Source organism: Mycolicibacterium gilvum, assembly GCF_900454025.1.
Lineage (GTDB): Bacteria > Actinomycetota > Actinomycetes > Mycobacteriales > Mycobacteriaceae > Mycobacterium > Mycobacterium gilvum.
Genome location: NZ_UGQM01000001.1, coordinates 1,353,660 through 1,365,353 on the forward strand (window position 1 = coordinate 1,353,660; position 11,694 = coordinate 1,365,353).

9 protein-coding genes and 1 pseudogene are annotated in these 11,694 nt (G+C 68.1%); 5 read left to right on the plus strand and 5 right to left on the minus strand.

All coding sequences use genetic code 11. The annotated features are described in order from the left end of the window. The first annotated feature begins 7 nt into the window (after window positions 1-7). Window positions 8-1,156 carry a GuaB3 family IMP dehydrogenase-related protein gene (locus DYE23_RS06410; RefSeq protein WP_011895739.1) on the plus strand — a complete coding sequence of 383 codons (1,149 nt, stop codon included), beginning with the start codon at window positions 8-10 and terminating at the stop codon, window positions 1,154-1,156. A gap of 4 nt (window positions 1,157-1,160) precedes the next feature. Here DYE23_RS06410 and DYE23_RS06415 read toward each other — a convergent pair whose 3' ends face one another. Then, window positions 1,161-1,751, minus strand: coding sequence for a TetR/AcrR family transcriptional regulator (locus DYE23_RS06415; protein ID WP_115326784.1), 591 nt, complete (start codon window positions 1,749-1,751; stop codon window positions 1,161-1,163). 84 nt (window positions 1,752-1,835) lie between these two features. Here DYE23_RS06415 and DYE23_RS06420 point away from each other — a divergent pair, with 84 nt between their 5' ends. Then, on the plus strand, window positions 1,836-3,572 hold the full coding sequence (locus tag DYE23_RS06420) for a GMC oxidoreductase (RefSeq protein ID WP_115326785.1): 1,737 nt from the start codon (window positions 1,836-1,838) through the stop codon (window positions 3,570-3,572). Here DYE23_RS06420 and DYE23_RS06425 read toward each other — a convergent pair. Continuing rightward, complete coding sequence (locus DYE23_RS06425; protein WP_235660339.1) at window positions 3,569-5,758, minus strand: sensor histidine kinase; 2,190 nt, start codon at window positions 5,756-5,758, stop codon at window positions 3,569-3,571. The two genes, DYE23_RS06420 and DYE23_RS06425, sit on opposite strands and share 4 nt — an antisense overlap. A 306-nt stretch (window positions 5,759-6,064) precedes the next feature. Here DYE23_RS06425 and DYE23_RS06430 point away from each other — a divergent pair, with 306 nt between their 5' ends. Together DYE23_RS06430 and guaA are read left to right on the plus strand one after the other, a co-directional pair. Continuing rightward, window positions 6,065-6,745, plus strand: a complete 681-nt coding sequence (locus tag DYE23_RS06430) for a response regulator (protein ID WP_011895735.1) — start codon at window positions 6,065-6,067, stop codon at window positions 6,743-6,745. A gap of 178 nt (window positions 6,746-6,923) precedes the next feature. Continuing rightward, complete coding sequence (gene guaA, locus DYE23_RS06435) at window positions 6,924-8,492, plus strand: glutamine-hydrolyzing GMP synthase (protein WP_011895734.1); 1,569 nt, start codon at window positions 6,924-6,926, stop codon at window positions 8,490-8,492. On the opposite strand, the gene DYE23_RS06440 is transcribed toward guaA, so the two are convergent. From DYE23_RS06440 to DYE23_RS06450, 3 genes and pseudogenes are all read right to left on the minus strand, one after another. Continuing rightward, on the minus strand, window positions 8,493-9,356 hold the full coding sequence (locus DYE23_RS06440) for a MerR family transcriptional regulator (RefSeq protein WP_013472641.1): 864 nt from the start codon (window positions 9,354-9,356) through the stop codon (window positions 8,493-8,495). 61 nt (window positions 9,357-9,417) lie between these two features. After that, window positions 9,418-9,894, minus strand: a pseudogene (locus DYE23_RS06445) (NAD(P)/FAD-dependent oxidoreductase); the annotation flags it as partial. After that, window positions 9,893-10,819 (minus strand): hypothetical protein, encoded by a 927-nt coding sequence (locus tag DYE23_RS06450; RefSeq protein ID WP_011895731.1) that lies wholly within the window; start codon window positions 10,817-10,819, stop codon window positions 9,893-9,895. The gene DYE23_RS06450 and the pseudogene DYE23_RS06445, both read right to left, overlap by 2 nt. 167 nt (window positions 10,820-10,986) lie before the next feature. On the opposite strand from DYE23_RS06450, the gene imuA' reads away from it, so the two are divergent. Continuing rightward, window positions 10,987-11,694 carry a DnaE2-dependent mutagenesis accessory factor ImuA' gene (imuA', locus tag DYE23_RS06455; protein ID WP_013472640.1) on the plus strand — a complete coding sequence of 236 codons (708 nt, stop codon included), beginning with the start codon at window positions 10,987-10,989 and terminating at the stop codon, window positions 11,692-11,694.

Sequence of the window (11,694 nt, forward strand, 5' to 3'; positions counted from 1 at the left end):
AGTCAACATGCGAGACATGGTGGAAATCGGCATGGGCCGGACCGCCCGTCGCACCTACGAACTCGGCGACATCAACATCGTCCCGTCGCGACGTACCAGGTCGTCGAAGGACGTGTCGACGGCGTGGCAGCTCGACGCCTACCGCTTCGAGATCCCGGTGCTCGCGCATCCGACCGACGCGCTGGTGTCGGTCGAGTTCGCCATCGAGCTCGGCCGGCTCGGCGGACTCGGTGTCCTCAATGGCGAGGGCCTGATCGGCCGGCACGCCGACGTCGAGGACAAGATCGCCCGTGTCGTCGAGGTCGCCGAGAAGGATCCCGACCCGGCGGCGGCCACCCGCTTGCTGCAGCAGCTGCATGCCGCCCCGCTGGACCCCGAGCTGCTCGGGGCCGCGGTCAGCCGCATCCGCGAGGCGGGTGTGACGACCGCGGTGCGGGTCAGCCCGCAGAACGCGCAGGCGCTGACGCCGACGCTGGTCGCGGCCGGCATCGACCTGCTGGTCATTCAGGGCACGATCATCTCGGCCGAACGCGTCGCCAAGGACCACGACGGCGAGGGCGAGCCGCTGAACCTGAAGACCTTCATCTCCGAACTCGACGTGCCCGTGGTGGCCGGCGGCGTGCTCGACCACCGCACCGCCCTGCACCTGATGCGCACGGGCGCGGCCGGCGTCATCGTCGGCTACGGGTCGACCTCCGGAGTCACGACGTCCGACGAGGTGCTCGGCATCAGCGTGCCGATGGCCACCGCGATCGCCGACGCCGCCGCGGCCCGCCGCGAATACCTCGACGAGACCGGCGGACGGTATGTCCACGTCCTGGCCGACGGCGACATCCACACCTCGGGCGATCTGGCCAAGGCGATCGCGTGCGGCGCGGACGCCGTCGTGCTCGGCACCCCGCTGGCGATCTCCGCGGAAGCCCTTGGCGGAGGCTGGTTCTGGCCGGCCGCCGCCGCGCACCCGTCGCTGCCGCGCGGCTCCCTGCTGCAGGTGGTCGACGAGGAGCGGCCGTCCCTGGCGCAGGTGCTCAACGGTCCGTCGGACGACCCGTTCGGTTCGCTGAACCTCGTCGGCGGGCTGGCCCGGTCGATGGCCAAGGCCGGCTACTGCGATCTCAAGGAATTCCAGAAGGTCGGGCTCACCGTCGGGTGCTGACGCGTCACTGCAGGCTGCGCAACGTCCTGGTCAGGTAGTCGGCGACGAGTTCGGACCTGCCGGTCGACTCGTCCGTCGTGACCAGCAGCGCATACAGGCCGAGCAGGAAGTAGATGGCGCTGTTCATCGGCGTCACGTCCGCCGCCGTCTCGCCGCGCTGCCGGGCGTGCTCGATCTGGGCGGCGACGAGCACGACCACCGGGTGGTCGCCGCCATGTTCGGCCGGCGGCCGGGTGGGCGAGAAATGCAGCGCGAGAAAGTCTTTGAACAGCACGACGCCCAGTCGCCGCTCCAGTCCCAGCACCAGGTCGGCGGCTTCACGCAGAACCGCGCTGAGGTCGTGATGAGTCTTGGTGAACGTCGCGAAGCGCTTCGCGATGCGGTCCTCCTCGCGGCGCTCCAGCTCGAGGAGTACGTGCTCCTTGGTGGGGAAGTGGAAGAAGAAGGTGCCGTGGGCGACCCCGGCCGCGCCGACGATCGTGCTGACATCGGCCTCGGCCATGCCGGCGCGTTTGAACTCGGCGATCGCGGCCCCCAGCAGTCTTTCCCTGGTCTGGAGGCGTTTCGCCTCGCGCGCCGTGATCCCGTCCGCCACGCCATGACAGTAGACGAGAACCGAAAGCTGACATTAGGGTCGCCTCGCTGGCATGTTACCGACGGGTAAGTTCATACTGGTCAGATGAGGCCTGACTACGACGTGCTGATCATCGGTTCGGGGTTCGGCGGCAGCGTCAGCGCGCTGCGACTGACCGAGAAGGGTTACCGCGTCGGCGTGCTGGAAGCGGGTCGCCGCTACGCCGACGACGAGTTCGCGAAGACCTCGTGGAACCTCCGCAAGTTCCTGTGGGCGCCGCAGTTCGGCATGTACGGCATTCAGCGCATCCATCTGCTGCGCAACGTGATGATCCTGGCCGGCGCGGGTGTCGGTGGCGGATCTCTGAACTACGCCAACACGCTTTATGTTCCGCCGGAGCCGTTCTTCAACGATCCGCAGTGGCGTGACATCACCGACTGGCGGGCCGAGTTGATGTCGCACTACGACCAGGCGCAGCGGATGCTGGGCGTGGTCACCAACCCGACCTTCACCGACGCCGACCGCATCATGAAAGAGGTCGCCGACGACATGGGTGTCGGCGACACGTTCGTGCCGACGCCGGTTGGGGTGTTCTTCGGGCCCGACGGCGAGAAGACGCCCGGCAAGACCGTCGCCGACCCGTACTTCGGCGGTGCCGGTCCCGCCCGCACGGGGTGCATCGAGTGCGGGTCCTGCATGACAGGCTGCCGGTACGGCGCGAAGAACACCCTGGTGAAGAACTATCTGGGGTTGGCGGAGAAGGCCGGTGCCCGGGTGCACCCGCTGACCATGGTGACCGGGTTCGAGCAACGGCCCGACGGTCTGTGGGAGGTGCACACCGCCCGCACCGGCAGCAAGGTGCGCCGGCGCCGCAAGACCTTCACCGCCGAGCACGTCATCCTGGCCGCCGGCACGTACGGCACCCAAAAGCTGCTGTTCAAGATGCGCGACCGCGGCAAGCTGCCCAAGCTCTCGGACAAGCTCGGTGTGCTGACACGCACGAACTCCGAGTCCATCGTCGGCGCCGGACGCTTGACCGTCGGTGACGACCTGAACCTGACCCACGGTGTGGCGATCACGTCATCGATCCACCCCACCGCCGACACCCATGTCGAGCCGGTGCGCTACGGCAAGGGTTCCAACGCGATGGGTCTGCTGCAGACGCTGATGACCGACGGCACCGGCCCCGAGGGCACCGACGTGCCGCGGTGGCGGCAGCTGCTCGACACCGCGCGCCACGATCGCAAGGGCACGCTGCGGCTGCTCAACCCGCGGCGCTGGAGCGAGCGCACGATGATCGCGCTCGTCATGCAGCACCTCGACAACTCGATCACGACCTACACCCGCAAGACGAAGTTCGGGTTCCGCATGCTCGACAGCAAGCAGGGCCACGGTGAGCCCAACCCGAGCTGGATCCCGGCCGGCAACGAGGTGACCCGGCGCATCGCCGAGAAGATCGACGGCGTCGCGGGCGGCACCTGGGGAGAACTGTTCAACATTCCGCTCACCGCGCACTTCCTCGGCGGCGCGGCGATCGCCGACTCCCCGGAGCGCGGTGTCATCGACCCGTACCAGCGGGTGTGGAACTACCCGACGCTGTCGGTGATGGACGGCGCCGCGGTCTCGGCGAACCTCGGGGTGAACCCGTCGCTGTCGATCACCGCGCAGGCCGAGCGCGCCGCGGCGCTGTGGCCGAACAAGGGTGAGGAGGATCTGCGGCCCGAGCAGGGGCAGCCCTACCGGCGGCTGTCGCCGATCGAGCCGAAGAATCCGGTGGTGCCCGGGGACGCTCCGGCTGCGTTGCGGCGGATCCCGATCGAACCGGTGAATTCGGCCGGCTAGCTTTTCTGCGCCCCGCCGGCGATCAGGCACCACAACTCGCGCCCGCTGACGATCACCTCGGCGCCGTCCAATGCGGTCGGTGGCGTGCCGGTGTCGGTGAGATCGATGACCACGCTGATCTCCACCTCGCCGTCGGCCCCGGTGACCACGATGCGCGCCGAGGTCGACGCGCGGTCGAGGACCTCGGTGACCGGGGTGACCAGCGCGGAGATCTGCTCGTCATCGAGCTCTGGAAGCGTGCCGGACACGTCGATGGCGACGTCCACGCGTCGTCCTTCGGCCGCGTCGATCAGGGGACGGATCCGCTGCATCAGCGGGTGGTCGAAGGTGCTCGCCTGGTCGAAAAGCGCGCGCAGACGCCGGCATTCGGCCCGGGCCCGCAATTGCATCGCGGTGTCGATCTTCTCGCCTCGGGTCAGGGCTTCGAGCAACGGCACGACGCTGGCGACGATGGTGGCGTAGCGGCGTTGGTATTCGGAACGCAACGCCTGCGAGACCCGGTCGCGGGTCAGCAGACGCTGCCGGGCCGCGTTCTCCGTCTCCACCGCCGTGGCCGCGTCGCGCATCAAACCGTTGAACACCAACGCGAACAGTTGGACTCCGAGGATGCTCGCGGTGCCGAAGCCGATGTTGACGAGAATGGCGGACGACGGGTCTCGGATCACGAGCACGAGGCTGTTGCACACCCAATAGCCGATTACCAGCGCGGCGCCGGTGCGGGTCGGCAGCGCGAGCATCAGCGGCAGCACGCACCAGCCGATCGCGCCCTGGGCCCAGTGCGGGTAGCCGAGCAGTTGGTCGGCGGGCAGCAAGGCGGGTTGGGCGATCGCGACGACCAGGGCCGCCAGCATCGCCGGCCATGCGAATAGCCAACGCTGCCAGATGATTCCGGGAACCGCGGCGAGGGAGGTCAGCGTCGCGAGGATCCCGAGGACCGCCTCGGACGCCGGCACGGTGATCGCGAGGTTCACCAGTGAATAGGCGGTCAGCGCGAGTCCGTAGCGGATCCGGGTGCGGTCGATGAGCCGGTCGGGATCGACCGCCGGTGGTGTTATCGCCGGGGGTGCGGACGGCACCCACGACAGTTCGACGACGGTGCCGGCTCCGGGCGAGGAGGTGATGTGTGCGTCACCGCCGGCGCGGGCCATCCGGCCGATGATCGAGTCGTCGACGCCGTGGCCGGTGCGCGGGTGGCCCAGATCGAATCCGATACCGTCATCGGCGAGCCGCACGCACGTCTCGGTCACCGTGATCCGCAGCAGCTCGGCGCGCGCATGGCGGTCCACATTGTTCATCGCCTCTCGGGCGGCGGCGATCACCGGGTTCGCGGTCGCGCCGGCCACCCACAGGCGCTCCCGACCGTCGAACTCCACCGGCGTGGACAGGTGAGCGGTGCAGTCCCGCAGCGCCGCAACGAGTTCGACGCGCGGCGGTGGCGCCTCCCAGCTGCCGGCGCGAAGCAGGTGGAGGTCGCGGCGGGCCTGGGCGGCCATCCGTTCGGGCGGCAGGGAGACACCCTGGCCGACCATCATCAGCGTGGAGGCGGCCGTGTCGTGGAGCAGGGCGAGTTGCTCGCGTTCGTAGTCACGCACCGCGTCGGTGACCCGTTCGGCGACTTCGGCTTCCGCGCGTTCCCGGCGCGCCTGATCGATCGCGCCGGCGACGCGCAACAGCATGAAGCGGATGATCGATGCGGTGCCGCACTGGACGGCGAAGTAGTACAGCGCCATCACCGAGAGCACGTTCTCCCACCCGATCACGCTGGCGGCGCCGGCGGCGTAGGCCGCGGCGATGCCGACCGCCATCGGCACGCAGGCAGCCACGCGCACCGCCACCGAGAAGCTGATGACGGCGGTACCGGCGATCGCCTGCGGGGCGGTGTTGAAGGTGTGGAAGTCCGTGACGGGCACGAGCAGCGGAACCGCCAGACAGACGGCGAGGACGAGTCCGTAGTCGACGGCGAGCAGCGCGGTGGCGCGCGACCGGGTCGACAACCGGTACAGAGACCACACCGCGAGCACCGCCAGCAGCCACCTGCCGGCCGGCAGCGCCGTCGACAGCGGATCGGCGAGCGCGATCAGCGACACCCCGAGGTTGATGGTGGAGCGCATCAGCAGCCCGACGTCGGCGGCCCGGGTCATGAGTTGATGCCGGGCCGCGGGCCCGCCGGTGCCGTTCGTCGCCACAACCCTCCCCAGCGAAGTCGACGCTTCGTCGGCGAACGGCGCCCGCGCGAAGAGCTCAGTGCATCGATACGTTAGTCGGCGCGCGGCGTCGGGGCGTCGACCGGCGTTGTCAGTCGAACGTATGAATTCCGCGAGATTGCCGTGTCCGCCCGGTCGGGAGTCGCTCGCGGTCAGCGATGGTGACGCGATGACACTTTCGCAACTCCACGGAGCTTTTCTGTCGCGCCTCGGTCAGGGCTGAGATTAAATACCGACTGGGGTGCGGGTTTTTGCCCGCTGGAACGTAGGTGGGGGAGGTACGGGGGGATGTCCCGCGAGGATGACACGCGGCGGCCGGTGCGAATCGCGATCATCGACGATCACGACGTCGTGCACGCGGGGATACAGGCGTGGTGCGCCGAAGCGGATCCACCGATCGATCTGGCGGACAGCTTCCAGCGCCCGGACGAATACTTCGCCAAGTATCCCGACGCGGCCGACGACGTCGACGTCGTGCTGCTCGATCTGCAGATCGAGGGCAACCGGCCCGACTTCGACGCGCTGTCGAAACTGGCGGCGTCGGGACGGCGCGTGATCGTCTATTCGCACATCACCGCCGACGAGGTGATCCTGACCTGCCTGGAGCTGGGGGCGGTGACCTACCTGGTCAAGTCCGAGGGCAAACGCCATCTGATCGAAGCGGTCCACTCCGCGCACACGTCCACGCCGTATGTCGGGCCGCGCATGGGCAAGGCGATGCTCAACGACAGCACGATGGGGCGCATCAAACTGACCGACCGCGAGAAGCAGGTCCTGATCGCGTGGTTCCAGACCGAGAGCAAGGACCTCGTCGCCGAGCGCCTGTTCATCGCCCCGACCACCGTGCGGACCCATCTGCAGCGGGCGCGCGCGAAGTACGCGGGTGTCGGCCGCCCGGCGTCGACGAAATCGGCGTTGCTCGCGCGCGCGATCGAGGACGGAATCCTGAGCTTGAAGGATCTCTACTAGACAAGTCGTTCGTTCGACCGACAGACAGTGGTGAAGCGCGGCAAATAGCATGTGCAGTGCTCGGGGGAGCCGATGTGGTCGCCGGTAGCGTTGCAGTGTGGTCGGTGGCCAGGGGGTTCGCCGAATCGCCGCGCGCTCCGGCGATCACGTCGCCCCGGAAGCTCACTAGACTGACCCGGTGGAATCTGCTCATCCCCGCCCCGTGTTGATCGTCGACTTCGGCGCGCAGTACGCCCAGCTCATCGCCCGGCGTGTGCGCGAGGCCCGGGTCTTCTCGGAGGTCATCCCGCACACCGCGAGCATCGAGGAGATCAAAGCCCGCGACCCGCGGGCCGTCGTCCTCTCCGGTGGCCCGTCCAGCGTCTACGCCGACGGCGCCCCGCAACTGGACCCCGCGCTGTTCGACCTCGACATCCCGGTGTTCGGAATCTGCTACGGGTTCCAGGCGATGGCGCAGGCGCTGGGCGGCACCGTCGCCCGCACCGGAACCAGCGAGTACGGCCGTACCGAGCTGAAAGTCGCTGGCGGAGAACTTCATTCGGACCTGCCGGAGGTCCAGCCGGTGTGGATGAGCCACGGCGACGCGGTGACGGAGGCCCCGTCGGGGTTCGAGGTCGTCGCCACCAGCGTCGGCGCACCCGTCGCGGCGTTCGAGAACCGCGCCCGTCGACTGGCCGGTGTGCAATATCACCCCGAGGTGATGCACAGCCCCCACGGTCAGCAGGTCCTCAGCCGCTTCCTGCACGAATTCGCCGGTATCGATGCGGCCTGGACGCCGGCCAACATCGCCGAGGCGTTGGTCGAGCAGGTGCGCAACCAGATCGGCGACGGGCGCGCCATCTGCGGTCTGTCCGGCGGTGTGGACTCGGCGGTGGCGGCCGCGCTGGTGCAGCGTGCCATCGGCGACCGGCTCACCTGCGTGTTCGTCGACCACGGCCTGCTGCGGGCGGGTGAACGGGCACAGGTTCAGCGCGATTTCGTCGCGGCGACCGGCGCGAATCTGGTCACCGTCGACGTCGCCGACCGCTTCCTGGAAGCCCTGTCGGGGGTTACCAATCCCGAGGGCAAGCGCAAGATCATCGGGCGCGAGTTCATCCGCGCGTTCGAGGGCGCGGTGCGTGACACGGTGGAGCGCTCGGACGGCTCGGATGTGCCCGTGGAGTTCCTGGTCCAGGGCACCCTCTATCCCGACGTGGTGGAGTCGGGCGGCGGGTCCGGCACCGCGAACATCAAGAGCCACCACAATGTCGGAGGCCTTCCCGACGACCTGAAGTTCGCCCTCGTGGAACCGTTGCGGCTGCTGTTCAAGGACGAGGTGCGCGCCGTCGGTCGGGAACTCGGTCTGCCCGAGGAAATCGTTGCGCGCCAACCCTTCCCGGGTCCGGGACTGGGCATCAGGATCATCGGCGAAGTCACCTCGGACCGGCTCGACACGCTGCGGCGCGCGGACGTCATCGCCCGCGAGGAACTCACCGCTGCCGGGTTGGACCACCAGATCTGGCAGTGCCCGGTGGTTCTGCTGGCCGATGTCCGCTCGGTCGGAGTGCAGGGCGACGGGCGCACCTACGGCCATCCGATCGTGCTCCGACCGGTGTCGAGCGAGGACGCGATGACGGCGGACTGGACGCGGGTGCCTTACGAAGTGCTGGAACGGATCTCGACCCGGATCACCAACGAGGTGCCCGAGGTGAATCGGGTGGTGCTCGACATCACCAGCAAGCCGCCGGGCACCATCGAATGGGAGTGACTACTCACCGGCGGCCTCGGCGCTCTTACTGATCAGGTCCCCGAGCAGTTCGGCGACCACCGATTCCACCTGCGCTTCGATGGAGAACGCCAGGGTGGCGCCGACGGCCGACACCGCGTGGGTGCGGAAGCGGACCAACGTGGTGATCAGTTCGGCGACCTCGACGTCGTCGGGCATGGCCGCACCGGGGTTGATCTTGTCGAGCACCTCGTCGAGGCCGGCCTGCACCAGGATCGCGCCGATCTGATCCAGCAGCGGTGTTACCTGCTCGTGGACGTCGATCAGCTTGTCCAGTGCCACGCCGTGCCGGCGGATCTCGGTGAACGCCTCGACCAGGGTCGGGCGCACGATGGTGGCGTGGTCGTCCTCGAGGCGGATGATGCCGAGGCCGACCAGGCGCTCGAAGCCGGCCGGGTCGTCGATCAGTCTGCGCGCTTGGGCCGTCAGCATCCGCTGGGGTTTCTCGACGGCCCAGCTTCCCGCGATCGCCGACTCCAGGCCGAGCATGTCGCCGAGATCTTTGCCCTGCTCCCATGCCGAGAGCATCTCGTCGACGTGGGCGAGGTTGTATCCGCGGTCGAGCATCGAGGTGATCAGGCGCAACCGGGTCACGTGGGTGTCGTTGAACAGGGCCACGCGGCCCACCCGCAGCGGCGGGTGCAGCAGCCCGCGGTCGCGGTACACCCTGATGTTGCGGGTCGTGGTTCCGGCCAGCCTGGCCAGTTCCTCGATGCGGTATTCACCGGACTCGGCGTTGTCGTGCGGTTGCACCGCGGCATCGAACAGCTGCGACACCGCGTTCTCGATGACGTCGCGGGACCCTCGGCGCAGCCGGCGCAGGATGGTCTGGATCGGGCCGGACATATCAGCGAACATACTGCCTGTCGTGGCACGCGGCATCGTCCCCGGACCCGATGGTGTGCCCGAACACGATGGCATCCAGGTGGTGTTCGACGCCGTCGCTGGTGCGGACGCCGACCGGGCTGAGAGTGGCGATCGGCCAGTCGATCAGCTTGCAGTTGTCCCGCTGCAGCGCCGCGTAGTACCCGCCGGACACCAGCGTGTGGGTGCGTTCGGGCGCGGCGTCGGGTGTCAGCTGGCGGCGCAGCCACGGATCTCGGACCTGGGTACGCAGGTAGGCCTTGGCAAGCCGCGCGATAATCGCTTGCGGGGCAGGAACTTCAGCCAACAGCTGCGGCAGCACCCAACGTGGGACGTCCTGGAACACCTTGACGAAGCCGGCGTGCTCGACGAGTTCGGGAATGATCCGCACCGTGAGGGAGTCGATGCCGATCACCGCGACGCGTCGGCCCGCGAAATCGTGGTGGTCCGACCATTTCTCGGCGTCGATGCGGCGGCCGCGGTAGGTGTCGACGCCGCGAAGGGCCCGGGGCGGCACGTCAGGCCGCCGGTTCGTGGGTGAGTTCTTTGAACCAGCTCGGGATCGGGCGGAGCAACCTCCTGGGGTAGCGTTCGGAGACCCACACCAGCGAGTTGGCGAGCAGGTGGTAGGGATGGTCAGGGTTGACGACTGCCGCGGCATGCCGTTTGAGCACCTGGTAGGTGGGCACCCGGTGGCTGAATTCTCCTCGCTCACCGAGGCTTTGGAACCTCTTGACCGCGTTGTACAGGCGCTCGGGCTCCAGGCCCATGCCCACGATCTCGTTGCGGATCCGGTTGAGCAACGGGATGTACATGATCGCCCCGATGATCAGTCCGGGGGTGGCGACGCTGCCGACGAACTCGATGGCCAGGCGGCGGGCGTCGGCATGGCCGATCATGTTCAGCACCTCGAAATCGACGGCGATGTGCCGTGATTCGTCGTTGTTGATCTTCTCGAAGACCTGGTGGCAGACTGGGTCGTCGACCTCTTCGAGGAGGAACTTCAGCAGCGCGCCGTCGAGTGCGACCTCCAGCATCGGGATCACCGTGCCCAGGATGGACAGCGACATGTCGTCGGCGTAGGTGTCGAGCCAGTCCATCGCCATCCGGATGTTGACGTTCGGTTCGGGGAGCTCTCCGCTCGCCTCGTCGAGCATGCCCCACCGCTTCATCAGCGCCAGTTCGGCATTGGCGTGCCGCTGTTCCTCGGCGTGGAAGTAGCGGTAGATCTCGGCGATGGTCGGGGTGGGCGCCTTCTTGGCCAGGGCGGCGAAGCCACGAGCGCCGATGTTCTCGATCCAGCACAGGTCGGCCATGAACGCCTTGAGTTTGGGCCGCTGTTCGTCGGTGATCCTGTCGGCGCCCGGCGCCGTCCAGTCGATGTCGGCCAGGGCCCACTGTCGATCCTTGATCTTCGCCAGCATCGCATCCATGTCGATCGCCATCTGTCGGATGCAACTCCTAATGGTGACATTTGTCAATGTCACCATTTGATGATGGAACTCTGGGCGGTCCCCGTCTTGTTGACGCTTGTCGGTGCCGAGGTGTTTACTGGCGACATCGAACAAAGTTTCGAACAGTGCGTGGGTCAGATGGTGTGAAAGGTGCAGTTGTGGCGACACCGCAGAGTGTGGGGCGATGCTCTGTCACACGTGCTGAACAGGTAGAACAGCTCCGCAAGCAGATGGCGGCGGTGTCGGGGAAGGTTGGCGGAAGTCGACGCGCGGTGGCGCCGGTGCCGCAGCCGACGCCGGTTTCCGAGACTCCGGATTCTTTGCTGCCGATGCCTGATTCGCTGGCAGAACTGCTTCCGGATTCGTTGCCGCGCGGGACCGTGGCGGTGGTTTCGGGGGCCAGGTCGCTACAGCTGAGCATGGTGGCGGCCGTGACGGCGCAGGGCGGTCATGTGGCGATCATCGGCCAGCCGGACGTCGGGCTGCTGGCTGCGGCGGAGATGGGCGCCGACCTGAGCAGGGTCGCGGTGATCCCGGAACCCGGGGCCGATCCGGTGGAGGTGGCGGCGGTCCTGATGGACGGGATGGACCTGGTGGTCCTCGGTCTGGGCGGACGGACGGTGCCGGCGACTCGGGCCAGGTCGGTGGTGGCCCGGGCCCGGCAGCGGGGATGCACACTGCTGGTGACCGACGGCGACTGGCAGGGCGCCTCCGCGCGATTGGACGCCCACGTCAGCGGCTACGAGATCGCCGGTGGACAGGGCGGGGTGCCCACCCCCGGCTGCGGCCGGATCGGCAGGGTGCGGTTGGCCATGCGCGCCAGGGGCCGTTCGGTCGGGCCTTCGGCGCGTGTCGTGGGCGGTTGA

Excerpts from the sequence above, each read along its gene's own strand:
- DYE23_RS06410 (WP_011895739.1), top strand. The coding sequence starts at position 8 with ATGCGAGACATGGTGGAAATCGGCATGGGCCGGACCGCCCGTCGCACC.
- DYE23_RS06440 (WP_013472641.1), bottom strand. The coding sequence starts at position 9,356 with ATGTCCGGCCCGATCCAGACCATCCTGCGCCGGCTGCGCCGAGGGTCC.
- DYE23_RS06430 (WP_011895735.1), top strand. The coding sequence starts at position 6,065 with ATGTCCCGCGAGGATGACACGCGGCGGCCGGTGCGAATCGCGATCATC.
- DYE23_RS06450 (WP_011895731.1), bottom strand. The coding sequence starts at position 10,819 with ATGGCGATCGACATGGATGCGATGCTGGCGAAGATCAAGGATCGACAG.
- DYE23_RS06420 (WP_115326785.1), top strand. The coding sequence starts at position 1,836 with ATGAGGCCTGACTACGACGTGCTGATCATCGGTTCGGGGTTCGGCGGC.